Annotated in this window: 24 protein-coding genes; 16 read left to right on the top strand and 8 right to left on the bottom strand. The window is 43.2% G+C overall.

Annotation, left to right across the window (positions count from 1 at the left end; translation table 11 throughout):
- The first annotated feature begins 440 nt into the window (after positions 1–440).
- The gene (locus tag MHH49_RS28475; protein WP_036686237.1) at positions 441–1,109 is read left to right on the top strand and encodes a TraX family protein; all 669 of its coding nucleotides are present in this window, start codon (positions 441–443) and stop codon (positions 1,107–1,109) included.
- Between the two features lie 92 nt (positions 1,110–1,201).
- Positions 1,202–2,719 (top strand): copper amine oxidase N-terminal domain-containing protein, encoded by a 1,518-nt coding sequence (locus MHH49_RS28470; protein ID WP_051491446.1) that lies wholly within the window; start codon positions 1,202–1,204, stop codon positions 2,717–2,719.
- 98 nt (positions 2,720–2,817) lie between these two features.
- On the opposite strand, the gene MHH49_RS28465 is transcribed toward MHH49_RS28470, so the two are convergent.
- Positions 2,818–4,215, bottom strand: coding sequence for a metallophosphoesterase (locus MHH49_RS28465; protein ID WP_051491447.1), 1,398 nt, complete (start codon positions 4,213–4,215; stop codon positions 2,818–2,820).
- Positions 4,216–4,487: 272 nt separating this feature from the next.
- On the opposite strand from MHH49_RS28465, the gene MHH49_RS28460 reads away from it, so the two are divergent.
- Positions 4,488–5,087, top strand: a complete 600-nt coding sequence (locus MHH49_RS28460; protein WP_036686239.1) for a nitroreductase family protein — start codon at positions 4,488–4,490, stop codon at positions 5,085–5,087.
- Positions 5,088–5,158: 71 nt separating this feature from the next.
- Entirely contained in the window at positions 5,159–5,353 is a 195-nt protein-coding gene (locus MHH49_RS28455; protein ID WP_036686240.1) for a hypothetical protein, read from the top strand.
- Between the two features lie 83 nt (positions 5,354–5,436).
- Here MHH49_RS28455 and MHH49_RS28450 read toward each other — a convergent pair whose 3' ends face one another.
- Complete coding sequence (locus MHH49_RS28450; RefSeq protein ID WP_036686242.1) at positions 5,437–6,597, bottom strand: peptidylprolyl isomerase; 1,161 nt, start codon at positions 6,595–6,597, stop codon at positions 5,437–5,439.
- Positions 6,598–6,782: 185 nt separating this feature from the next.
- Positions 6,783–7,118, bottom strand: a complete 336-nt coding sequence (locus MHH49_RS28445; RefSeq protein ID WP_036686243.1) for a LytTR family transcriptional regulator DNA-binding domain-containing protein — start codon at positions 7,116–7,118, stop codon at positions 6,783–6,785.
- A 206-nt stretch (positions 7,119–7,324) separates the two neighbouring features.
- Here MHH49_RS28445 and MHH49_RS28440 point away from each other — a divergent pair, with 206 nt between their 5' ends.
- Positions 7,325–8,431, top strand: a complete 1,107-nt coding sequence (locus tag MHH49_RS28440) for a lactonase family protein (protein WP_036686245.1) — start codon at positions 7,325–7,327, stop codon at positions 8,429–8,431.
- Positions 8,432–8,567: 136 nt separating this feature from the next.
- Here the strand turns inward: MHH49_RS28440 and hfq are convergent, their stop codons facing one another.
- Positions 8,568–8,789 (bottom strand): RNA chaperone Hfq, encoded by a 222-nt coding sequence (hfq, locus tag MHH49_RS28435; protein WP_036686247.1) that lies wholly within the window; start codon positions 8,787–8,789, stop codon positions 8,568–8,570.
- A gap of 112 nt (positions 8,790–8,901) precedes the next feature.
- Between hfq and MHH49_RS28430 the strand changes: the two genes are divergently transcribed.
- On the top strand, positions 8,902–9,543 hold the full coding sequence (locus MHH49_RS28430; protein WP_036686249.1) for a phosphatase PAP2 family protein: 642 nt from the start codon (positions 8,902–8,904) through the stop codon (positions 9,541–9,543).
- Positions 9,544–9,611: 68 nt separating this feature from the next.
- Here the strand turns inward: MHH49_RS28430 and MHH49_RS28425 are convergent, their stop codons facing one another.
- On the bottom strand, positions 9,612–10,115 hold the full coding sequence (locus MHH49_RS28425; RefSeq protein WP_036686251.1) for a hypothetical protein: 504 nt from the start codon (positions 10,113–10,115) through the stop codon (positions 9,612–9,614).
- A gap of 184 nt (positions 10,116–10,299) precedes the next feature.
- Here MHH49_RS28425 and MHH49_RS28420 point away from each other — a divergent pair, with 184 nt between their 5' ends.
- The 3 genes from MHH49_RS28420 (at position 10,300) to MHH49_RS28410 (ending at position 15,361) form a co-directional block, all read left to right on the top strand.
- Positions 10,300–11,343 (top strand): FUSC family protein, encoded by a 1,044-nt coding sequence (locus MHH49_RS28420; RefSeq protein WP_036686253.1) that lies wholly within the window; start codon positions 10,300–10,302, stop codon positions 11,341–11,343.
- A 220-nt stretch (positions 11,344–11,563) separates the two neighbouring features.
- A complete protein-coding gene (helD, locus tag MHH49_RS28415; RefSeq protein WP_036686255.1) occupies positions 11,564–13,915 on the top strand; it encodes an RNA polymerase recycling motor HelD in 2,352 nt (783 codons plus the stop codon).
- A 132-nt stretch (positions 13,916–14,047) separates the two neighbouring features.
- Positions 14,048–15,361 (top strand): MFS transporter, encoded by a 1,314-nt coding sequence (locus tag MHH49_RS28410; protein WP_081390134.1) that lies wholly within the window; start codon positions 14,048–14,050, stop codon positions 15,359–15,361.
- A gap of 56 nt (positions 15,362–15,417) precedes the next feature.
- Here the strand turns inward: MHH49_RS28410 and fsa are convergent, their stop codons facing one another.
- The gene (fsa, locus tag MHH49_RS28405) at positions 15,418–16,065 is read right to left on the bottom strand and encodes a fructose-6-phosphate aldolase (RefSeq protein ID WP_036686257.1); all 648 of its coding nucleotides are present in this window, start codon (positions 16,063–16,065) and stop codon (positions 15,418–15,420) included.
- Between the two features lie 231 nt (positions 16,066–16,296).
- Between fsa and MHH49_RS28400 the strand changes: the two genes are divergently transcribed.
- The gene (locus tag MHH49_RS28400) at positions 16,297–16,752 is read left to right on the top strand and encodes a hypothetical protein (protein WP_036686259.1); all 456 of its coding nucleotides are present in this window, start codon (positions 16,297–16,299) and stop codon (positions 16,750–16,752) included.
- Positions 16,753–16,904: 152 nt separating this feature from the next.
- Here MHH49_RS28400 and MHH49_RS28395 read toward each other — a convergent pair whose 3' ends face one another.
- Complete coding sequence (locus MHH49_RS28395; RefSeq protein ID WP_036686261.1) at positions 16,905–17,102, bottom strand: hypothetical protein; 198 nt, start codon at positions 17,100–17,102, stop codon at positions 16,905–16,907.
- Between the two features lie 81 nt (positions 17,103–17,183).
- On the opposite strand from MHH49_RS28395, the gene rpiA reads away from it, so the two are divergent.
- From rpiA to MHH49_RS28370, 5 genes are all read left to right on the top strand, one after another.
- The gene (gene rpiA / locus MHH49_RS28390) at positions 17,184–17,864 is read left to right on the top strand and encodes a ribose-5-phosphate isomerase RpiA (protein WP_141118500.1); all 681 of its coding nucleotides are present in this window, start codon (positions 17,184–17,186) and stop codon (positions 17,862–17,864) included.
- 47 nt (positions 17,865–17,911) lie between these two features.
- Entirely contained in the window at positions 17,912–18,337 is a 426-nt protein-coding gene (locus MHH49_RS28385) for a VanZ family protein (protein WP_051491448.1), read from the top strand.
- 3 nt (positions 18,338–18,340) lie between these two features.
- Positions 18,341–18,781, top strand: a complete 441-nt coding sequence (locus tag MHH49_RS28380; RefSeq protein WP_036686264.1) for a GNAT family N-acetyltransferase — start codon at positions 18,341–18,343, stop codon at positions 18,779–18,781.
- Positions 18,782–18,952: 171 nt separating this feature from the next.
- Complete coding sequence (locus MHH49_RS28375; protein ID WP_036686266.1) at positions 18,953–19,408, top strand: MarR family winged helix-turn-helix transcriptional regulator; 456 nt, start codon at positions 18,953–18,955, stop codon at positions 19,406–19,408.
- Positions 19,405–22,566: an MMPL family transporter gene (locus MHH49_RS28370; RefSeq protein WP_036686268.1), complete on the top strand. Its 3,162-nt coding sequence runs from the start codon at positions 19,405–19,407 to the stop codon at positions 22,564–22,566. The genes MHH49_RS28375 and MHH49_RS28370 overlap by 4 nt, the downstream gene beginning before the upstream one ends.
- 85 nt (positions 22,567–22,651) lie before the next feature.
- Here MHH49_RS28370 and MHH49_RS28365 read toward each other — a convergent pair whose 3' ends face one another.
- Positions 22,652–23,323 (bottom strand): tetratricopeptide repeat protein, encoded by a 672-nt coding sequence (locus MHH49_RS28365; protein ID WP_036686269.1) that lies wholly within the window; start codon positions 23,321–23,323, stop codon positions 22,652–22,654.
- A gap of 194 nt (positions 23,324–23,517) precedes the next feature.
- Here MHH49_RS28365 and MHH49_RS28360 point away from each other — a divergent pair, with 194 nt between their 5' ends.
- Positions 23,518–25,077, top strand: coding sequence for an RCC1 domain-containing protein (locus tag MHH49_RS28360; RefSeq protein WP_341138702.1), 1,560 nt, complete (start codon positions 23,518–23,520; stop codon positions 25,075–25,077).
- Positions 25,078–25,134: the final 57 nt, after the last annotated feature.

Here is a 25,134-nt window from a genome sequence, read left to right as displayed (position 1 = left end):
TTGTGAACGCAAAAAAACGCATCTCTCCCAGAAAGGGACGAGTGCGTTCAGCTCGTGGTTCCACCCTAATTCGACCTGTCACATGGACAGGACCTCATTGGTATCCGATATCGGGGATAAATCGGTGCCGCATACTACCGAAAAACAAAGTTCTACGGATTCAGCGTCACGGCTACAAAGGGGTAACTTCACAACCGGTAACTGGAGAAGCTTGCAGCCCGGACTTCTCTCTCTGGACAGTTCGTGTAGGAAATCATGTCTTTGATCATTGCCATATTCTGTTGCTAGTTAATATTACTCAATAGTATTCGATAAAGTCAAGGGGGGAGGTGCACAGAAAGCGGATGATCGTTTCTCCGCGTTCTTCATTTGCTTATTGGTAAAGGAAATGAGGAAGGGCTTGGCGAATTTATATTTCAACATGCTTAAGGAGGATTGTAATGCAGATTATTGCCATGCTGACGATGCTAATCGACCATATTGGCTATATCTTTTTCCCGGAGAATCTTGCTTGGAGATATGTAGGGAGAATAGCTTTTCCGATTTATTGTTATGGGCTTGTGCAGGGACATATCCATACTTCATCCAGACCTAAATATTTATTACGGTTGCTCTTGATAGCGATTATTGCTCAGATTCCCTATAATTTAGCGCTAAATTCTGGTGGCTGGAACGTGGTGTTTACGTTATTGCTGTCGGCAATCGTACTGGTTATTTTGGACAAACTGCCTTCACTATGGCTAGGTATACCTGTGGTAATTGCTGCTATAGTGTTAATGGATTATTACCCTATAGATTATAACGCGTACGGTTTGCTCTTAGTATTGATTTTTCGTTATACGAAATCGTACTGGCTTGTTGGAGCCCATTTGGCACTGAATCTATTCTATATGTTTTATAATTATTGGGTTGTACAGATGCTAAGTATTTTACCTACCTTGCTGATTGCTTTTACGCCTTTGATTTGGAATCGCTTGGAGCGGCATCGGGTTCCGCGCTGGGTGTGGTGGTCATTTTATCCTGCACATTTACTGATGTTGGCAATAGTTAAGGCTGTAATTTACAAGGAATGGGCTCAGATCGAATGGCGAAGTTTGTTGAATATTTAAACATTTTACAATAAAAGGAACTTTGATTTACAAAACTTACCTTAGCTGAGATAATGGATTGATTTCACAAAATAAGATGAAGGAGACATGCTATGAGTAGAGTTAAAGCAAAAATGAAGTGGTTTTTGCCTTTTGTCGCACTGATGCTAGTTCTTGCCGGCTGTCAGTCGGTAGGGGGGTTCGATGTTAATAAGGCGTTGATTGGGGATGTTGATGTTAAATCATCAGAATCCAGTATGACTTTTTCCATGAATGCTGAGCCCATAGAGGGAATTAGCGCGGAAGATAAGGAAATGGTTGATCTTATTAATTCTTTTTCCTTGAATATTAGTAAAGCTAAGTTACAAGATAATGGGAGTTTATCGGCCCAAGGAACTGTTGGTTATAAACAATTGGATATTCCATTCACCTTGTTTATGGACAAACAAACACTTGCTTTTACAGTTGAAGGAGCAAAACAACCGTTCTACTTCCCTGTACAAGGATACGATGAAATCTTAGGTGAAGTAGGCTTGGATACGGCAAAAGCTGAAGATGTCAGTAAGCTGTTGACGAAATTCGTTGTTAAGAATCTTCCTAATCCTGGCGTAATCAACATTACACCGGTTAGTGATGCTGTGTATGGCGAGCAGTTGAACATGACGAAGCTGCATGCAGAAGTGACTGGTGATGAGCTTCCTGCACTGTTAAAAGGCTTCCTGAAGTCTGTCTCCAAAGACACAGAAGGTTTTACTGAATTGGTAGGTGGTCTTTACGACTATCTGTACCCTGTGATCAAAGCTATGGATGAAGACGGTTCTGGCGATATTTTCAATCTTGGATTCGGAGATATTCCACTGGATGATAAAGAAGCTGTCGTAACTGTATTGCATGATGCTGCCAAATTGGCTGTTGATGCATTGCTGCTAGTATATGACAATCAAGTGGACAGTCTTTACAAATCAACTCCTGAGATTAAGACTGTGTTGAGTAAGGATACGAAGTTATCTGTTGATATTTTCGTTGATAGTGCTCTGCATGTGCGTAAACAGAATGTTGATCTGAAAGTGGCGCTTCCGGGTACCGAGGATTTCCCACTGAAGAGTCTCTCGCTTAAAGCTTCCAGTCAGGTTTGGAACATTGGCGGTGCTGTAACTGCTGATCCAATCAGCACTGAAGGTGCACTTGATATTTCTTCCGGGCTTACACCTGGAGAGACTTTGAGAAACTTTGCCCCAGATTCTGATGTATATCGTATATTGAAGGATGATCTGGGCATTACGAAGAGAACCATTGTTATCGAACCTGATGACGAATATTATTACCCGATTGTAGACAAGAACACTACTTATATCCCACTGCGTTATTTGGCAGAAGATTTAGATGCTACTGTAGAATGGGATACTGTCAATCGTGCAATTAACGTTACTGATGGTGTGTACGGAGATAAACTGGTGTTCAAAATCGGTTCTTCCGAAGCCTTGATTAACGGCACGGCTGTAAAGCTTGCCCAACCTGTATTTGTTGACGAGTATGGCGATGCATATGTATCCTTGCGTCTGCTTGCTGAAGCGCTTCATGCTACTGTGTCGGTAGATGAAGATGGTTGGATTACTATTGTACGGAACTAGTTGCATCTTAACGATCAATTAACACAATAAACCCAGCTTCCATCTGACGCATAAATGCGAGTGGAGGCTGGGTTTTTTATATGAAATACATAAACCAGTTATTGCTTCGTTAATACCACCTCTAAAGCTATATTACTAAGCTCTTTATTCTCTGTCATACTTTGGATGTATCCACCTAAGAAACCTTCTTGTAGGCCTTCCCAAAGCTTGTAACCTGGCATCGCTTTAATATCTTCTGAGGAGCTGCCGGCTGTCCCCGCGAAGTATCTTACATTTAGCTTGGCCATTACCTCAGCCATCGATGCCTTTTCAGACTGCGTAAAGGAACTCTCCTTTAGACCATCCATAGCTTTGTTATAAGAGTTTGTAGCAAAAATATCCTCAGCATAGGTCTTAAAGTTTAAAAGATTCTGATCTGTAATGCCATTAGCTTTAGCCCATCCTTCTACATTTATGGGCATTGCTTCATAATTAACGGTTCTGCTCAGAGGATCGAAGGTCATCGCTCCATATTGATGTGGATAAACAGCCATTGCACTTGTTGCGATATCATAAATTGGCATTTCTTCCGAAGAAGTTGCCGGGTCTACCCGGATGTCCTGCATATGGATATGGCCTGACAAGACTAAATTAAGTTCATTTTCACGAAGTAACTTTATTGTTTCCTGACTGTTGTTAAGCTTAAAGCCTGAAACAGACATAGAGGTGTGGCTTAGTAGGTTGTGGTGCATAACCGTGAGGACAGAAGCATGCTCCTTGGCTGCCAGTTTAACTGAATTATCTATCCATGATAGGGTAGAGGCGGTCAGGCGTCCGTCCGTTTGGGGGAAACCGTATTTCTGATTGTTATGATATTGGCTGCTGTCAATCATAAGGAGCCATAAATTTGGAGCTGCTTTAACGATGTAACTTAGCGATTCTTTATCACGTGATACAGCCTCTTTGTAGCCGAAATTCTCATACATCTTGGTAAAGTCTTTGTCTGTAATAGAATCCGTAACGAGCTGCTTATCCCCGCTGAAGGATCTGGCCCAAGGATTAAATAAATCATGGTTGCCTGGAATGACATAAACAGAGGTTCCCTGCGCTTCAATTCGCTTTAGTTTTTGGGTTAGCTCCTGATGGCTGCTGCGTTCTCCGTTATTTGTTAAATCTCCACTGAGGATGAGAAAATCAGGCTTCTGCTGCTCAGTATCATAAACCAAGGTTTCAAGGATTTCATCACTGTAAGGCAGCATTTTTCCATCACCGCCAGTTACATATTTCTGAAAAGCTGTACCGCCATCCTGAAGCTTCTTATCTAAGAAGTGAGTATCCGTTGCCACCCAGAAAGTGAGGGGGTGAAGATCAGTCGGATCTAGTTCTGTAAAGGTCAAATTAGACGAATTTGTGTCTTTACAGCTAGTTAGAGCCAAGCTCAGGAAAAGGAGCAGCAACAAAGAGGTAAAGACTGATTTTTTATGTCGAACAAGGGCTTTCTTGCTCAGAAAATTCATGATTATAACCTTCCTTCTATACATTTGCTGCACTATTGTAGCGCATTTTAGCTCGTAGTGTATATCGGAAAAGGAAGAGGGCAGTTTCTAGCCCGCATGAATTGATTAATGATTAATAGATCAGGTGCATAATTAAGCCCATAAATGCGACAATAAGAGTTGGCAACGAATATATCCGACAAAATAAGTTGTGAATAACTGTTGTGTTTTCAGAAAAAAGGTGCTAAGATATACAAAAGTAAGTTACTTAAATTAATGGAGGTAGTTATTTTATGTCTAACAATTTCTTTGAAGCAGTACAAGGAAGACGTTCCATATATGCCATCAGTAAAGAAACTACGATTTCGGATGCACAAATTGTAGAAATCGTTGAACAAGCGGTGCTACATAGCCCAACTTCATTCAACTCTCAAAGCTCAAGAGCCGTTGTTCTTCTTGGTGAACAACATGATAAGCTATGGGATATCACTACAGAAACATTGCGTAAAATCGTTCCTGCCGAACAATTTGAAGGAACAGCGCAAAAATTAGCGTCTTTCAAAGCAGGTTACGGTTCCGTACTATTCTTCGAAGATCAAACGGTAGTGAAGAGCCTGCAAGAGAACTTCGCTCTATATGCTGAGAACTTCCCAATTTGGGCTAACCAATCCTCTGGTATTCTGCAATTTGTAGTATGGACAGCACTTTCTGAAGCAGGTGTAGGTGCATCCTTGCAGCATTATAATCCACTGATTGATGATGAAGTAAAAGAAGCATGGGGCATCCCGCAAGAATGGAAATTGATTGCTCAATTGCCATTTGGTAAAACCGTTACTCCTGCTGGTGAGAAACAATTCCAACCGGTTGAAGATCGTGTGAAAGTCTTTAAATAAGTGAGATAAGCGTTTGAAACCTCCTTAACCAGGCTAAGTATGTATATAGACTGGTTAAGGAGGTTTTTTGTATGCCATGGAACAAAGAGGATTATCCAGAATCATTAAAGAACTTCACAGCACCTGTTCGCAATAAGGCAATCGATATTGCGAATGCGCTCCTCGAAGATGGTTATGAGGAGGGGCGGGCGATTTCAATTGCCACAGCGCAGGCGAAAGAGTGGGGGGAGAACCACGATAAACAAATCCGTAAAAAAGGCCATTAATGCTTAATCAAAGGCCTGAGCATAGAAATAAAAAAAGCAGGACAGCGTTTATTAACGCTTGTCCTGCTTTTTGACGGGCACAATTATTTAGTAGATTCATTTCCTGCTGCTGCGCTTGCAGTTGGCTCAGCTGTTGCAGCTGCATCTTCTTTAGCGTCAGTAAGTGTGTTCGTAATTTTTGCTTTTTCAGTTGTTTCTGACAACCAAGTGGAGGACAGAGTGGAAACCTTTTGCGAAACTAGAGTTTTACGAATTTCATCTTTCTTTTCTTCCAGTGTATAGTCTTTAGCATCTTTATGGTCGGTTACTTTAATGATGTGATAACCATAATCGGATTTCACAGCATCACTGGTTTCACCAACTTTTAGCTTGAAGGCTACATCAGAGAATTCAGCTACCATATCGCCACGTTTGAAGAAGTCTAGATCTCCGCCATTATCCTTGGAACCCGTATCAGAGGATTTTTCCTTGGCAAGAGTAGCGAAATCTGCGCCTTCTTTCAGTTGTTTCAGAATTGCATCTGCTTCTTCTTTAGTCTCAACGAGAATGTGGGAAGCGCGAACTTGTTCTTCTTCACTGAAAGTAGCTTTATTTGTGTCATAGTATTCTTTGATTTCATCATCCGTTACAGTGACTTGTGGCTCAAGGATTTTACGCAGCTTTACTTGCAGCGGCATTTGCTTTTTCAAGTCGTCTACAGTCATTGAGCTTTGGGACAAAGCAGCATTAAAGGCAGCCTCTCCGCCGAATTGTGCTTTAAGATCTTCAAGTTCAGTGTTGATGTCTTCATCTGTAACAGTTACGTTGGCTTTTTTAGCCTCTTGATCAACAAGCTCAGTAGTAATCATAGATTGCAGCGTGCTTTCTCCGCCTGCTTCGATCAATTTATCATAAAGTTGTTCTTTTGTAATTTTTGTTCCGTTTACTGTTGCAACAGCTTTTTTGCTGTCGTCTTTTTGGACGACCAGAACAATGATTAGTGCTGCAGCTAATACGATAGAGGCAATCATCCAAGCTTTATTGCTTCTAGGAGCAGCAGTCGGAGGTGTAGGTGGCGTAGCGTTGTTCGCACCGACTTTGTTCATTACTGGAATACTGTCTGCTTTTGTTGTATTCACAGGTTCCTCAGCAGCTGCTTGCGCTACTTCAACCTCTTCATTGATAATCTCGGAAGTGTTCAAATCTTCTTCCGTGGTTCCGTTGTTTTCTAAGTTCTCATTTCCATTCAGATCTTTTTTGTCCATTATTAGTAATGACTCCCTTCAATATAGGTGTTGCTTGTCTATTTACAACTTTAACAGAAATCCTAATCCTAAACCTTAAGAAAGTATAAAAAAAGGCAGGATCTTTTTAAGTTTCTATTAATAAAAAGCAAAAAGCCGGAAATGGCATCAGTAACATGCCCTTCCGGCTAATGGGAATAAGATGTCTACTTCAGTCCTTTCAGAAGATGACGAATGCTTTCTTGTTTTCGTCTTGGGACACGTACGTTTTTAGCATACAGGCCCATTTCACCGAAATAAATGCAGTCATCTGCGATAGAGCTGATCTTGTTCAGGTTGACATAACAGCCACCGTACACATGATAATAACTTGAATTGGACAACAATCGATTTAATTGCTCGGCAGTCATTCTCTTTTTTATGTTATAGTTTCTGCCGTGAAAAATGACCAAATCATGATCCCCGACCTTAAAGAACAGAATGTCTGTCTCCACCTCGAAGTCCTCGTACACATTTCTGGCTTCCAGCAGGATGCTACTCATTCATGTTCCCCCTTTATACGGAATAAAAGACTAATGTTAGCGCTTTCATTATATCACAACAGTTAATCGTTGGAAAGACCCATTTTTGAATTGTTTCGTACATTTCTAACTTTATCGTTTGTAATTAACGTTTAAAAATTGTAGATTATATAGATGATCACATCTAATGAGTGTGAAGTAGCAATACTTTGAGGAGGAATATAGAGATGAATGAGCAGAATAAGTTATTGCTGTTTACAGGTTCTTATGCAAGTGCCGCAGAAAGCGGAGTGCAGGTGTTTGAATTCGATGGAGCTGCAGGTGGTACGCTAAAGCTGCTGGATTCGGTGCAGGGCTTAACTAATCCTACCTTTGTTAATGTAGATGCCGCAGAGAAACGTCTATACGCTATAGGAGAAAAACCGAATGATGAGGGTGGAAAAGAAGGCGAGGTTATTTCCTTTGCTATTGATCTAAAGGACGGGAAATTGAGTGAACTGAAACGCATTCCCTCCATGCCTGCCTCTGGCAATCGTCAAACAACCACCTGCCATATCAATAGAGATTTGAATGATGAATACGTGGTTGTATGTAGTTATCATGGTGGAAGTGTTGGCTTGATCAAATTAAATGAAGATAAAGCTGCAGATCAATTAGTTGATGTGGCCGTACATTCAGGTCATGGCCAACATCCTGAACGGCAGGACCGCCCTCATCCCCATTCCGCTATTTTCAGTCCGGACGGGCAGTATGTGTTTGTATCTGATCTTGGGCTTGATTTAATTCGGGCCTATAGAATCAATAGAGAAACCAACAAACTAGAGGTACATGGTGATACGGCGTTGCATCCAGGAGCGGGACCACGCCACTTCACTTTCCATCCAGACGGAAAGTCTGCTTATGTAATTAACGAGGTGGATTCCACCATTACATCGTTTACATATGACAGTGCCGCAGGCACTCTGCACACTGTAGATACAGTGCCGACACTGCCTGATGATTTTGACGAAGAGAATACATGCGCTGAAATCGCTATTTCCAAGGATGGGAAATATCTGTACGCTTCAAACCGTGGGGCTGATAATATTGCCGTATATGCGGTGGATAATGCTTCTGCTAAGCTTACACATCTTGAATATGTATCTACTCGTGGAGGACATCCGCGTCACTTCGCATTGACACCAGATGGAGCTTATCTTATAGTAGCGAATCGTGATGCGAATAACCTGGTTGTATTTTCAATAGAAGCGGCTAGTGGCCGACTCGAATTTACTGGAAATACAGCTGAAGTATCCAAACCGGTATGTGTGAAGCCCGTAATTGTTCCTGCATAAAGTTACTCCGCTTGAAGAGTGAATAAGTGATCTTGGGAAATGCTAAAGGGAACACCGGATATAAAGTCCGGTGTTCCCTTTTTTTGAAAATAAAAGCCTGTGATTATCTGGTTGATGAGGTGAATGAGGGAGAAGACTATTTGAGCGAAACGGGCTTAAGAGGTACAATAGTGGATACTGCAGATTTGAATAGCACATTTTGCCTGCCATCACCTTGACCTTGTAAAGTGATTGTGAAAGCATCGTACGAGGTTACGAGCCCTTGCATTTTCACACCATTCGTCGTAAAAATCGTCACAGGCACCTTTGTGGAAATGAACTGGTTCAACAATCGTTCTTGCAATTTTAAACTCTCCACTTTGGCAGCACTCCATCTTCTGTGAATTTTTTTTCTCTCAATAATTATAACATGGGTTAGTCCCTCACTGGAAATGAGATCAACAGTCACCAGAATAGACATGGAGGTATTTATGCTTTATTATCAGAACTGGTCTAGAGCTTTTCGCTTTTTTTTAGGTTTTGCTGCGTGTTTCGCCGTTATAGCTGTCCTTGTAAGTATGAATAAGGTATCAACCTTTGATAACTATATTATTGATTGGGTACAATCAGCGGAATCACCGGGGTTGACCTCATTCGCCAAAGGTTTATCTCTAATTGGTTCCTCTAAGATCGCTATTGGCATATCTATCGTTACCATGGCACTGCTCTATTTTTTGCTGAAACACCGGTTTGAATTAATCTTGTTCCTATGGGTTGGATTAGGCTCACAGCTCTTGAATACAATAATGAAGTTATGTTTTCACAGAGAACGTCCGAATTTACATCGTATTGTCGAAGAGATTGGTTATAGTTTTCCGAGCGGGCACTCAATGGCAGCCTTTTCTTTGTACGGCGTTATTGCCTTTATACTGTGGCGTCATCTGCGGCGGAGGCATGAACGGGTCTTATTAATAATGTTCGCTGTATTCATGACCGTGGGGATTGGCTGGAGTCGTATCTATTTGGGTGTTCATTATCCGAGTGACGTTATTGGGGGATATATGGCTAGTGGCGCTTGGCTGATGTTGTCCATTTGTTTATTTCAAATCTACAAGAGCTCGCGTACGAATTAGGATAGATACAAAAACGGATATCTTTCATAGCGCATGAAGATATCCGTCTTTATGTGGAAGAAGATTGGTTAAGGGGTCGTCACATGTTGTTCAGATGTTTTGCGATCCTGGAATTGTCCCATTTTGCTTATTCTTTGCTTCAGCATCGCAGGAAGTCCTGCTTTAAGCTTTTGGGCTTCGTCTTTTGTCAGACGTCCTTCGGTGATGGCTTGATCCAGCCGTTGGTTTGCCGATTCGCAGAGCTTCTGAATATATTGATCTTCCGTCCAGCCTTTTTTCTCAAGAGCAAGCTGCGGGAGCGTTTTGCCTGCTTTCAGGCTATTGATTAGCTCTGTACGATCCATTTCCAGCAGTTTAGCCGTTTCAAAAATAATGAAATGTCCACCAGCCCTAACCTTTCCGTCTTTTCCTGGATGGTGACCGTGACCTTTCTCTGAAGGGTGGGCACCAGGTGCGGTGGCTGTGGGGGTTACTTTCTCAGCAGAAGCACTTCCAATTGGCGCAAGAGCTGGAGACAGGCTGAGAAAAATAACGGTTGTGAAAGTCATTAATCTTTTGATATGGTTATTCATTCACTCACCTCGTATGTTATGTGATAGGCACTACTCGGATTAGTATTCCCTGAAAGCTGAAAGAAACATGAGTGAGAGCTTAAATGTTCTTAAAATTCATCAACTCCAGGCTGGGGTAATTAGAAGTACGAGGGTTCGCTGATGTTCATATTGTAGCGTGGGCTAATTTTTAGGAGGGATAGGTTTGGCTTTAGGAGCTCGCATATTTAAAACAGGTTTGGCCGTTACGCTAGCCCTGTATTTAGCTGTAATGCTTCAATTTCCTTCTGCCGTGGGTGCAGGGATTGCGGCGATTTTCGCTATGCAGCCCTCTATTTATCGCTCTTGGCGTTATTTTCTTGACCAGCTCACGACTAGTACAATGGGGGCCGTTCTGGCTTTACTCGGAGGGATGCTGTTATCTAACAGCCCAATAGCAGTCGGTTTGGTCTGTATTCTAGTCATTATGATCAGTATGAAAATCAACCGGGCGGATACGATAAGTCTTACGTTAGTTACTGTAATAACAGTGATGGAGGCTTCGGGTGAATGGCAATTCGCACTTAATCGTTTTTTATTAACTTTGACAGGTATTGTTTCTGCATTTCTAATCAATATTATTGTCGTTCCTCCAAAACCTCGTAAGCAATACATTAAGCAAATTGAGAATGTTTTTTCAAGCCTCTCTTTATTGCTGAGAACAGCGGTTTCTCATGAGATGAAGGAAAGTGTATTTCGTGATGAAAAAAATGCCTTGCATTCATCCATAAAATCGTTGGCGGATAAGTATGCATTGTTTGAGGAGGAGCAGAAGCAGTTAAAACGGGCCAAGTATAGCCAGACTAGACAAATGGTTGTGTATAAGAACCTGTTAGCTTCTTTGCAAAAAGGTTACGATGTTCTCGAGGCCGTTGATCGGCATTATTTCCAGGCGGATCGGACCGAACATACAGATGCTCTATTTGATAATCATTTGGAACATTTAATCAAATATCATCAGCACATCTTACTTAAGTTTGAAGATAAATTAAAGCCCAATGCCAATGATTCCGAACCCTTGGAAGAAGACAATGATGAATTTCTGAATACCGCGATTTTGGGGTATAATGCAGAGAAAATAGGTCAGCTGCGTTTATATGTTGTGGCAGCGGCGATTTATGATTACGGATATCAATTGGAGCGCTTAGATAAAGTGGCCGATCAGATGAATCGTATAGCAGAGGAGAAAGAATCTGTGCACGAAGCCTAAACATAACCTTGTGAAGAGCAACATATAAGCTTTGTAACAGTAAAAAAATCCGGTCCCTTAGGGACCGGATCATCTATTTAAGAGAATACTTGAAATCTCAACTTGTAATTGCTAAAATGAGAAGATATCGAATAAACATGCATTTAAAAACATAAATATGCAAATTTATCATATCACGATTCAAATGGAATGTCAACCTTCCAAAAGGGGATGAAATGTAGTGGATAACAATGAAAGTCAGTGGAAAGAGGAACAGCAACGGGTTGACGGAGTAACCAAACTTCTGTCAGCCCATATTCGCCATTTATCAGAGGAGCTTGGACTTCATCGCAGTGATGTAGTGGATATGCGGAAAGACTTCTGGGAAGAGGTAACCGTAAACTTCAGTAGCCCGGATGATTTGGGAGAAACCTCAACAAGTCTTCGCCAACAGTCCCAAATCCTAAATGAACGGGAACGTCATCATTTGCAATCAAGCAAAGCGCTGAAAAAATATAAAAAGCTGGTTGTCTCTCCTTACTTTGGCCGAATTGATTTCACCGAGGAACCAACTGGCGGGCTGGAAAAGATTTATCTAGGAATTGGATCATTGATGGAGGATGATGGTGCCTTTTTGATTTATGACTGGCGCGCGCCTATTTCCAGTCTGTATTATGACGGAGCTCCTGGTCCCGCTGCTTATGAAACACCTGGAGGATTAGTCTCCGGAACAATGAACCTTAAACGCCAGTTTGTTATTGCTGACGGTGTAATTGAAGTTATGTTTGACACTGGGGTTACGATCGGGGATGAGCTGCTGCAGCAGGTGCTAAGTCATAGCGCTGACGATCGGATGAAAAGTATTGTTGCTACAATTCAGAAAGAGCAAAATGCGATTATCCGCAACGACAAAAGCAGGATGCTAGTTGTGCAAGGAGCAGCGGGAAGCGGGAAAACGTCTGCTGCATTGCAGCGGGTAGCTTATCTTCTATATAAATACCGTGAAGTATTATCAGCAGATCAAATGCTGCTGTTCTCACCGAATCCGCTGTTTAACAGCTATGTATCTACAGTGCTCCCGGAGCTAGGCGAAGAAAATATGCAGCAAACAACGTTTCAAATGTATTTGGAACATCGTCTTGGTCATGAATTCCAGCTCGAAGATGTCTTTAGTCAGACCGAAAGTCTACTAAATGCTCCTGATGGTCCTGAGGTGGCTATACGCAGAGAAGGCATTGCCTATAAATCGTCTGTACCTTTCCTAGATGTGATTCGGCGATATGCTACGTTGCTGGAACAGGAGGGCATGCTTTTTAAACCTTTAATGTTTCAAGGGAAAGCAGTGGTCAGTAAAGAAGAAATGGAACGCCAATTCTACGCGTACGATCCTGCCATAAAGCTTGCGAATCGTGTGGATTTGATGATCCGCTGGCTGCTTAAGAAGATCGCAGATTTTACCCATGAGGAAAGAAATGCACAGTGGGTTGAAGATCAGATCGAGCTGCTGGATTCCAGCGATTATCACCGTGCATATCAGATGTTGCGCCGGAAGAAGAAAGCTTCGCAGGATAGCTTTGACGATTTTGATACCGAAAAAGAAGTGTTATCTCGTTATGTAGTCAGCCAGCGGCTCAAACCACTGCGTGGTTGGACTAAACGGGGTCGATTTGTAGACGTTAAGGGCTTGTACAGCACGTTATTTACAGATCGCGAACTTATGGAGCGCCTCAATGGTGATTATCCTTTACCAGAGGTGTGGGATGATATCTGTGAGCAGACATTGGAATCTATTGGAGTGAACGAGCTTGCTTATGAAGACGCTACACCATTCCTTTATCTGAAGGAGTTAAGCCAAGGCTTCCGGACCAACACACTGATCCGCCATGTGATTGTAGATGAAGTACAAGACTACTCTCCATTCCAATTAGAGTTCATGCGCCGTTTATTTCCAAGAGCAAAAATGACCGTATTAGGCGACCTGAACCAGGCCATTTATGCACAAGGTGAGGTACTGGGGGATTTGTCTAGTCTCGTAAGTATATATGGTGAAGAAAACACAGAAGTGATCTCGTTAACCCAAAGCTACCGTTCAACTTTTGAGATCGTGGAGTTTACGCGGTCAATGATCCCTGGAGGAGAACGAATCGTACCGTTTAATCGGCGGGGAGAAGAACCCCAGCTAAGTGTGGTATCCAGCGAGAAGGAGCTTCTGAATGCTGTAGAACAGGATATCCGGAAGCTGCATTCTGAGGGATATCATTATGTAGCTGTCATCTGCAAAACAGCGGAGGAAAGCGCAAGGGTTCATGCTGAACTGAATCGTAGCCTGCCGGTAAGACTTGTTACAAAGGAAACGCCGAATTTTCAGAAGGGGACACTGGTTCTGCCTGCTTATTTAGCAAAAGGTGTGGAGTTTGATGCGGTCGTCATCTTTGATGGCTCGGCTGAACAATATGGCAGAGAAAGTGAACGCAAATTGTTTTATACGGCTTGCACTCGGGCTATGCACTTACTGCATATTTTTAGCCTGGGTGAACCTAGTCATTTTATTCCGTCCGCTAATGTGGCATCTTTAAGCGCCGGATCGCTGTAACCATAGATCTCTTCATTTTAAGATCGTCCTTTTCGCAGCAGCGGAGGGACGGTTTTTTTGTTTTCATGAATAAAGAAGGGCGAACAAACCACAATAAAGAATGTTGTACACAATGACAAAGGTGGTCAGTTCATGAAGGAAAGAAAATGGGATCTGCTTGCCTTAGCATCAATCCCACTAATAATGACCCTCGGTAACTCCATGCTGCTGCCTATTCTGCCGCAGATCTCCAAAGAACTAGGCATTAGTGCTTTTCAAGTCAGTATGCTGATTACCGTGTATGGATTGATGGCAATTGTAATGATCCCTATTGCAGGTTATCTGTCAGACCGTTTTGGGCGAAAGAAGGTTATTCTTCCTAGTTTAATCATTGCCGCAATTGGTGGTGCCGTCTGCGTGGTAGCTGCTTGGTTTATGAAGGGGGTTAGCGCTTATTGGGTGATCTTAGCGGGGCGTCTGTTGCAAGGAATTGGTGCAGCGGGTGCTTTTCCAATTGTAATACCCTTTGTAGGCGATTTGTTCAAGGAAGAAGAGGATGTGAGCAAAAGTCTGGGAATCATTGAGACCTCCAATACGTTTGGTAAAGTTCTCAGTCCAATTCTTGGTGCCTATCTTGGGATATGGCTCTGGTTTGCTCCTTTTATTGCAATTCCCATTCTATGTCTAATTTCATTTTTGTTAGTTTTATTTCTCGTCCGAAAGCCCGAAGCGAAGGATGAACCTGAGAAACAGGAAATCCGAGCGTTTTTATCTGGAATTGTGAGTGTTTTACGTAAAAAAGGGCGTTGGCTGTATGCTATTTTTGCCATAGGCGGCATTTGTATGTTTGTGACCTTTGGTGTCCAATTCTATTTATCAGAAATGCTGGAAACTAAATATAAAATGCACGGGGCGACGAAGGGGTTTGTGCTGGCGATACCGCTTGCCCTCTTATGTCTGTCCTCCTATGGCACAGGAAAGATCATTGGTCAGAATAAAACGCTAATGAAATGGCTGGGCTTTGGAGGCATGGTGTTACTGACTGCGGCGATGATTTGTGCGGGATTCAACAAAGGCATTTATTTTTTAGTAGGGTTTATGGGTTTAGGCTGTGTTGGAATCGGGATTGTACTTCCTTGTATGGACGCTTTAATCACGGAGGGGATTGAGAAGGAGAACAGCGGCACGATAACCGCTCTTTATAGTAGTATGAGGTTTATAGGGGTAGCGTTGGGACCGCCGGTGGTATCGCTGCTGTTAAGCAGTGGGCATTGGGTATTGTTCGCGTTGATGGCTACAGTAGGGGCAATTGGTGGATTGCTGACCTTATTTGCGGTAACTCCGAGTAAGGGGGAAAAGGGAGAACCAGGCGTTAAAGATACAGAGAAGATAATTCCTCCGATCTGGCCGAAACGTGTTCGCCAAACCTCTGCAATGTCTCTGGATGGAAAAAAGGGCTATCCCTAAGCTGCGTTGCCGCAGCTTGTGGGATAGCCCTCTTGATAAAAGAATAAAAGTTATTTCTATGCTTGTGGAACGGATTCCCAATCCTTCAAGAAACGTTCAATACCGTTATCTGTCAGCGGGTGCTTCCAGAGGGTTGGCAGAAGTGAGCCTGGGATTGTAGCGATGTGAGCACCAGCAATAGCTGCTTGCTCAACATGTGCAATGTTGCGGATACTTGCTGCAATGATCTCGGATTTCAAGTTGTAGTTAGTCAGGATAGTCTTCAGATCCTTGATCAGCTTCATTCCATCAACACCGATATCATCCAGACGACCTACGAAAGGAGAGATATAAGTTGCGCCTGCTTTAGCAGCCATCAAACCTTGAGCCGCGGAGAATACTAGTGTAACGTTAGTTTTGATGCCTTTTTTAGTAAGCTCATAACAAGCTTCCAAGCCATCTTCAGTCATAGGGAGTTTAATTACAACATTTGGAGCCCATTCAGCAATTTCGTATGCTTCTTTGAGCATTTCTTCTGCTGTAAGTCCGATTACTTCTGCGCTTACAGGTCCTGGAACGATTGCAACGATTTCTTTGATAACATCCTTGAACAATCTTCCTTCTTTAGCGATCAGCGAAGGGTTAGTCGTTACTCCATCCACTAGTCCCAGGCGAGTAATACGTTTGATTTCTTCAATGTTTCCGGTATCCAAGAAAAACTTCATTTTAAATTTCCTCCCTTGATTTCCATATGGATTGACAAGCAACATTCATATTTACATTATGAGACATGCAAATCAAAGTTTCAACTGTTATTTTGAATATTTCAAAATAACTTTATAGAACCAGTATTACCTGTATGCGCTGAATTTCAGATAATATAAGATTGGCTTAGGCCTCCCTCCATGATAATATATAACCGGAATTGTTATTTTGGAGTGGGGGGTGGGGATGGGATGATGTATGCGATATTGGTTATTTTACTTGTGCTTGTGCTGGCAGCAGCGGGATTCCTTGCCTACCAGAACAGCAAGTTGGTGTCTAATCAGAAGAAACTCGGTACTGCATCAAGTGATCCTTCCCTTATGTATTCTATCTTTGACCAATCTAGTGCAGCTAGTGTTGAAGAACCTGAGGCCATTCCGTTATTTCAATACACTGTATTTGCGCGGTCGAATGGAGCGGTTGTTGTGAACAAGCCTGTAGCTATGATTATTCTGTGCAGAGTTGCTGCGGGTAAAGGGGATTACTTACTGGCCGATGTCGAGCGTAATATGCTTGACAAGATTAGTAGGCCAATGCCTTTGAATGCGTATTCTGAGCATAAAGCCTACTTACACAGGACGGCTAATCACACAGAAAAAGAGATGGTTCTCAATCTAGAGGATGCAGTGAATTTACAATATACATAGAGTAGGGTGAAAGATATTGATTTTTTGCTCTGCGCAAAGCATAATACAAATTTGGATATAAAAAAGAATCAAACAGCCGGAAGCAATCGCGTTTTATGTTAAACACAGCTACCGGCACATTGATTGGTAAAATAATGGATGCCAGTCAGCACTTAGGCATGATATCTCCCTACGGGTGCATTAAGCACCCATTCCAGCATCATGATCATATCTTCTACTCTAGTGAGCTGAGTTTGTAGGTTATCTTGCTGTGGACTGTCTTCTGTTAATGAAGCTAATCTTGATTCCAGAGATCTGCGCTGCAGTGTCAATTCGTTGATTTTAGATTGAATTTGGTTTTCGGTTCTCATCCGGAATCCTCCTGAACAATAGGTGATTTCAACATCATCATAGATCATTATAACGGATAACATGGGGGTAATAAAATGAGTATCAATGTTAAACAATTAGCCGCGGAAAAAGCAGTGGAATTTGTAAAAGATGGCATGAAGATCGGCCTTGGCACTGGCTCTACTGCCTATTGGGCGATCAACAGACTTGGTGAGCGCGTCAGTGAAGGTCTAAAGATTACCGCTGTAGCAACCTCCCGTGCTTCCGAAGAACAGGCGCGTGAACTGGGAATTCCAATCGTAGCTTTTGGGGATATTGATAGTCTGGACCTGACCATTGACGGAGCGGACGAGCTGGACAGCAATCTGCAGCTTATTAAAGGCGGCGGCGGCGCGCTGCTTCGGGAGAAGATTGTTGCGAGTAACAGTACTCGTATGATCGTTATCGCCGATGAGAGTAAAGTGGTAAATACACTCGGCAAATTCCCGCTGCCTGTAGAAATTGTTCCTTTTGCATGGGAATGGACTGTGGCTGAACTTGCGAAGCTGGGTTGCAATCCTGAATTGCGTCGTAGCGGAGAAGAGCTGTACAAAACAGATAACGGCAATTACATCGCAGACTGCCGGTTCGAAGCGATTGAGTCCGCACCGAAGCTGGCACTGGCCATCCAAAGTATTCCGGGAGTTGTAGAACACGGCCTATTTATCGAAATTGCAGCTATGGCTATTGTGGGTAAAAAAGATGGAAGCATTGAAATTATAGAAGTTAAACCGGGCAATTGATCGTTCGTAGATCTAGAGAATCTAGCAGTTTACGGAAGCTGAGAGCATTGACACGGATAGGGCTGACTCTGTATAGTGCTACTGTTATCTATTGGATGTTCATCGGTTTTGGGCGTGAGATTCATACAGGTGGCCCGCTTCAGTACAATTTGATCCCATTACGTACGGTGTCACTTTATTTCGACATGAATAACGGGTTATCGCTGATCAGCCGGTTTGTGAATCTGCTTGGAAATGTTGTTGTGTTTATTCCATTTGGTATACTAATTCCACTTGCAAAGACACGGCCAATTTCTTGGATAAGAATCTCTTTATATGCTGTTCCTTGCATCCTGCTTTTGGAGTCTCTGCAAATGCTGCTGCATGTGGGAAGCTTTGATATTGATGATTTATTGTTAAACATGTTAGGGATATGGACAGGTTACGGTATGTTTCGAATCGGGTACAGAAGCAACAGAGAAGGAGGAATGTGAACAATGTTGGTAGAACTTAAATCCCTTATTGGTTCGCCTGAGGTGAACGAGCTGTTGACGTATGCGGTCATTGATGACCCCAACGCTTTGGAGCAGACTTCGTCTGAGTACAACGAACAAGCCGGGCTGCAGTTATATGGCTGGGAAGAAGAAGAACTCCTGCTTGGTCTTGTAGGCTTCGAAGAAACCGAAGACGGTTCTTTGGACATTCGGCATATTGCCGTCTTGCCAGAGAATAGAGGGAAAGGTTATGCACGGGGGATGATTCTGGAGCTGCTCGCTTCTCGTCAGCCGCGTTATCTGGTAGCTGAGACTGAGGATGAAATCGCCGCAGATTTTTATCGCAGTCTAGGTTTTATGGTGTACAGCTTAGGAGAGAATGCAGCCGGAATTGAAATGTTAAGATGTGTATACGAAGTTGAAGAGACCGAGGATGAGGACTAAAAAGTCTTTGGAGGTCATAAAATGGCAGGTCGAGAGAAATCTCGGCCTGTTTTTTTGTGCATTTCGCCTTTAAATGCCCGAAAAAACCCAATTGACTTTTATAAAGGCAGGTATTATAGTTTGACAATGAAACTGTTCGACAGTTGAACTATATTTTGGAGGTAGGAAGCTTTGGATAACGAAGTGCAACATTGGATCAATCGCTACATGGATGCTTATTTGATTGTGACCAGACAAGTAGCAGCAAGAATTAAAGATAGTATTGCTGCGGAGACAACAAATGATCAGTATCAAATTCTTCGGTTGATTAATGCTCAGGAACAATGTACGTCTACATATCTTGCTGAATCTTTTTGCGTGGGTAAAAGCTCCATTACAGCAATCATCAACAGATTGGTGCATGCGGGTATTATCGAGCGAACTCGTGACGAGAATGATCGCCGCCAGGTGTATTTATCGATGTCTGAGCACGGGAAAAGAGTTTTTGAAGCAGCGGAGACGCAGGTACATGAAGTGATTTCCCCGTATTTGTTTCATTTTGAAGAGAAGGATATTGAAATGTTCGTCATGATGTTCGAGAAACTGGCGAATTTAATTCAGAATGATGATGGAGGGAAGAATCCATGAAGACGATTCTAAAAGCAAGATGGGCGGTTATCGCAATCTGGCTCGCTGTGGCCGTAGTTTTGGTCATGACGGCCCCTTCGTTCTCTGATCTTGTACGTGAGAAGGGGCAGGTTACTGTACCTGATGGCTATTCCTCTTCTAGAGCGGCAGAGATCTTAAAGGAAGCGGCGAATGACAAGGGCGGAGAGACACTGCATCAGGTAGCTCTTGTATTCAATAATCCTGAGGGAACTGGAGCCGATGAAACAGCCAGTATCCAGCAGGGTGTTGAGAAATTGGCTGCGAATAAGGAGACGCTGCAGATTGATTCCATCACCGATCCTTTTTCACAAAGTGAACTTAAGGATACGTTGATTGCCAAGGATGGCAAGACGATTATGGTGGCTTTGTCTATCAAAGGCGGAAGAGAGTCTGTCACCGCACTTCCTGATAAAGTGGATGAATTACTCTCAGATGTTAAGGCGGATCATTATTTAACCAGTGAGGGTCTGATTACTGAGGATATGATTGCTAGCTCGGAAGCCGGGCTTAAGAAATCGGAATATATTACGGTAGTATTTATTTTACTTATCCTGTTCGTGGTGTTCCGTTCGTTCGTGGCACCGTTTGTTCCGCTACTGACCGTAGGACTCAGCTATATTGTTTCTCAGTCTGTTGTGGCTTTTTTAGTAGACCGTTATGATTTTCCATTATCTACGTTTACTCAAATCTTTATGGTTGCGGTCATGTTCGGGATTGGTACGGATTATTGTATCCTGTTGATCAGTCGTTTTAAAGAAGAAATGATGACAGCAGAAGATACCAAAAGTGCTATTATTGCAACCTATCGTAAGGCTGGTGGGACGGTGTTCTATTCCGGACTTGCGGTATTCGTAGGTTTTGTAGCGATTGGATTATCCAAATTCATTCTGTATCGCTCGGCGGTAGCCGTTGCCGTGGGGATTGCGGTTATGCTGCTGGCGCTTGTAACCATTGTTCCATTCTTTATGGCGGTACTTGGCAAAAAGCTCTTCTGGCCTTCACGCGGCAAGCTGGAGCACAGTGAGAGCCGTATTTGGGGAGCAGCAGGTTCTTTTTCCTTAAAAAGACCATGGGCCGCGCTGCTAATTGTTGCAGTAATCGTAGCTCCGTTCCTTGTTACCTATAGCGGAAAGCTGTCCTTCAACAGCTTGGAGGAAATTGGCTCAGAATATGCCTCGGTAAAAGGATTTAACATCATTTCGGATAGCTTCGGGCCGGGTGAATCCATGCCTGGCAAGATCGTAATCAAAAATGATGACCGGATGGATACTTCAGAATATCTTGGACTTGCAGAAAAAATCAGCCGCGAGCTGGAAAAAGTGGACAGCGTAAAATCGGTGCGCAGCATGTCTCGTCCAACGGGAGAGCTGATCAGTGATTTCTTAATCCCGAATCAGGTGGGGACTTTATCTGACGGTCTGGATCAGACCAGTGAGGGACTGACCAAGATTCAAACGGGATTGTCTGAAGCAAGTAAACAGCTGAGTGAAAATGCACCTAAGCTTACGGAGGCTGCTCAAGGCAGCGCTAAGCTGACGGAAGGCACAGCAGAGCTGAAAGATGGTATCGTCGCGTTAGGCGATGGGCTGGCACGTATTGAGAACGGAATAAAAACCGGCTCAGCAGGTGCAGGAGAGATCAAAGCAGGACTTCAACAGGCAGCTGCTAGTGCTAAGCAGCTTGCGGATGCCAATACGAAGCTGCTGGAGGGATATAAAAAAATCGGCAGCGGTTTAACTGCGTTGGATCAAGGGCTGGGGCAGCTTCCGCAGCAGCTGCAAGGTGTGGCAGAAGCATTGAAGGGACTGGATGGTTCTTTTACGGGTCTTGAGAGCAGTTATCCGGAAATTCTGCAGGATGTTAATTACCTGACGATTAAAGGCACCGTAACGCAGAGTGGTACTGGGGCAGCGCAGCTGGCGGCGGGTCTCGGGCAGATCTCAGAGCAGCTTAAAGGAGCAGCAGCAGGCTTAAACGAGGCGAATGCTGGCTATGCCAAAGCTTCGGCTGGGCAAACTGCACTCGCACAAGGTTTAGCTAAGCTCGTTGCGGGAATCGGTCAGCTGCAATCTGGGCTGGAGCAGGCCGCAGCAGGCCAAGGACAGATCGTAGATAAAATTCCATCCATTACTAGTGGCTTAGATCAATTGCAAGGCGGACAGCAGCAGCTTGCAGATGGTTTTGGTCAATTAACAGGGCAGATAGGAGCCTTAACTACTGGGTTAAGCGACAGTGCAAACGGCTTGAAACAAATTACCAGTGGGTTGGGTTCCGCACAAGATTATTTGAATCAGATTCAAGCGGCTAAGGATGATGAGCTGAGTGGATTCTTTGTACCGGCTGAGGCTCTTGAAGCTGAAGGCATAGAGCAGGTATTCGATACCTACTTGTCTGATGACCGTAAGGTGATGACGCTGGATGTGGTATTCACTGAGAATCCATATAGTTCAGAAGCTATCGACAGTGTTGATGATATTCAAGCAGCAGTAGATCGTGCAGTGAAAGGAACGAAGCTGGAAAATGCGGAGTCTGCAATCAGCGGGGTTACAAGCAGTCAGAACGATTTGCGTAATATTTCCAACGAAGACTACACACGTACAGTAATCTTAATGCTGGGTGGGATCTTCATCATCTTGGTGTTGCTGCTTCGTTCAATCGTAATGCCGATTTACCTTATTATTTCTCTTTTGATTACTTATTTTTCGGCATTGGGTGTTACAGAGGCTATATTCGTTCACCTTCTGCACTTTGAAGGGATTACCTGGACAACGCCATTCTTCAGCTTTGTTATGCTGATTGCACTTGGTGTAGATTATAGTATTTTCTTAATGGCCCGCTTTAACGAATATAAAACTTGGGATGTACGGGAAGCGATCCTGCATGCTATGCGCAATATGGGAACAGTCATTCTTTCAGCGGTAGTTATTTTGGGCGGCACCTTCGCATCGATGTATCCTTCAGGCGTATTGTCGATGATGCAGATTGCAACAGTGGTGCTCGTAGGGTTGGCCTTGTATGCGCTAATCTTCTTGCCATTTTTTGTCCCTGTTATGGTACGGATCTTCGGCCGTGGGAACTGGTGGCCATTTGCGGTCAAACAAAGTGGAGAACCCACTAAACAAGATTTAAACATGTAATCACTCTATACAGCAAAAAACCTCTAGTGTTCGCCTAAATAAATAGGCGGCTAGAGGTTTTTTGGTTGAAATATAAGTGCAAAGGTTATTTCATCTTGGCAAAAAAACTGCGTAACGCCCAGCCGCGTTCTTGCCGTTTTTTATATTTGGGTAGCGAACGGTAGATGGCGGCCGATTCGTCGAAAGCACGTTTAGCATCCTCAGTTCTGCCCAGTGCTTTGTACATGGAGCCGGCTAAATAATAGGCTTCACTAGAGGAAGACTGAATCTCTTGAAATTGAGTAACGTAATGCAACGCTTTATCGTGATCTGTATGGCGAAAGGTTTCCGCTAACCGAAGATATGGCTGACCATATTGGGCCTTTCGGTTGATTTCTAGACCACGAAGCATCTGATCTTCGCCTTCTTCCAAAGCGCCCAGCTTAAGATTCACATGACCCAGCTCTACCCAATATTCGGCAGACTGTTCGTAACGGTCTTCGATCTGTAGCAGAATATCTTTGGCTTCCTTATACTTTTTACGTTCTGACAGATTCCGGGCTAAATCAAATTTAGCAGAAACATCATTTGGATTCAAAGATACCGTTGTGCGCAGCTTGGAGATTTGCCGCACTCGTTTGAAGGGCTTCGTAATACTAGGGAAGATCCCCACGTATCGCCGATCTAAGAAATACAAGATAACAAGCAGGATGAATAAAGCCAGAAAAGGGTTGCCCACTAATCTGAAAAGCATCATAATACCTATAAATTTAAGCATGATTTCCCTCCATGATCATTTGGTTCCGGTATTGCGGTTGAATAAGAGCAGATCTAAGGCAGCGTAATTATATCATAATTCAAACCAATCTGAATCCCGGGATTTAAGATAAACTACAACTTTTGTCAGCTTTATAGCGTCTTAGTGTAATAGAAGTAATAATTACAATAATATCATAAGAAGGGAAAATCAAGATGCACTTATTTGCAAGGAAGCTAAGGCTGCTTAGTTTGTTGGTTTGTTCAACTCTGGTGACTGCATTGTCTGTCCCTCAAGTTATAAGTGCAGCTCCATCACCTGCGAAGTTGAGTGGGATTAAGGAGATTGTTGCTTCGCCTGGTTTCTGGGGTGGAAGCTCCTTCGCAGTGAGAACTGATGGAACTGTTTGGTCATGGGGGAGTAATGTTTTTGGTCAATTTGCTAATGGTACCGCCGGGCCTGAGGGTTGGACGATTACTCCCCATAAAATAGCTGGGCTTGAACATACGAAACAGCTGGCGATCGGCGAAGCGTACTATGTAGCGCTGAACGAAGACGGCACGGTTAAGGCTTGGGGAGATTATCGGGTTAAGGGTGTTGCAGAAGCTGGCAACGGGGCAAGTGCTAAACAACACAAGGTTCTGCTTCCTCAAGGGATCTCTGGAATGACAGATGTGGTTAGTATAACGTCAGGATTGTATAGTGCATTAGCTTTGAGAAACGATGGAAGCCTTCTCCAGTGGAATCCTCCAGAAGCTTCAGATGTGGGCTATACAGAGCTGCCTGCTGCCACTAAGGTACAGGGTTTAAGCGAAGTGAAGTGGATCGGAAGCAGTATTTATCATGCCGCCATTCGAACTAACGGTACCCTGTGGATTTGGAGTGCTATCCCGCAAACAGAGAACACGAACGTGATGAAGAAACCGACCCCAGTTAAGGATTTATACCATGTGAAGTCTGTTTCCATGAGCGATCGCAGTATACTGGCTTTAACCGAGAGCGGGAGCGTCTGGGGAACAATTGACAGCAATAATTATAACGAAGTCACGATGAGCAAGATGCCAGGTCTTACGGATATTGTATCTGTCCAGACGAAAAACGGGTTCAACCTTGTTGCCAATAAAAAAGGAGAATACTGGGTATGGAAAGCTGGTACCTCACTACAAGGTCTGCAAAAGATTACAGCCGTAAAATCGATCTCGAAACTTACGCTGGATTTAGGCAACTTTGTAGCTGTTAAAAAAGATGGCACCGTGTGGACTTGGAGTACCCAACCTACAACCGACAACCGTTTGGTTTTTACGCAGCCTAAGTTAATAAAAGGACTAAGTGATCCTGTTTCTTTTGCCAAGGGTGAGAATAGTAAGTATGCAGTCCTGAAGGATGGTACAGCTGTGGCTTGGGGAACGAATATGTTTGGTCAACTCGGAATTAGTGCTGTTGATTCACGTCCTTTTGCTATATCTCCTATTTTAAAACCTGTTACTGTAATTGTAGATGGTCAAAAAATTGACTCCGTACAGTCCGCTATTTTTAAGGATGGTAGTGTAAAAGTACCGATTAGGGATGTAACAGAAAGTCTGGGATATACCCTCTCTTTGGAGGGGGAACTGACGTTGACGAAAGCTGGAAAGAAAATTTCATTACCGTCAGCAGAATCCATTAAAGTAAGCTATACTTCGCTAGTTCCAGCAGCAGCTTTGGCTAAAGCTCTAGGTCTTTCTGCGGAGTGGAATAGTACGCTGTACCAATTAACATTACAGACAAAAAGATGATTTTCATTTAACACTTATATTAATATTCTGAGGTACAATAAGTGAATTAATCTCAAT

It is taken from the genome of Paenibacillus sp. FSL F4-0122, assembly GCF_038002845.1.
GTDB classification, from domain to species: Bacteria; Bacillota; Bacilli; order Paenibacillales; family Paenibacillaceae; genus Paenibacillus_AQ; species Paenibacillus_AQ odorifer.
Note: the sequence above shows the minus strand (reverse complement) of the source record. Positions and strands in the feature narration are given on the sequence as shown.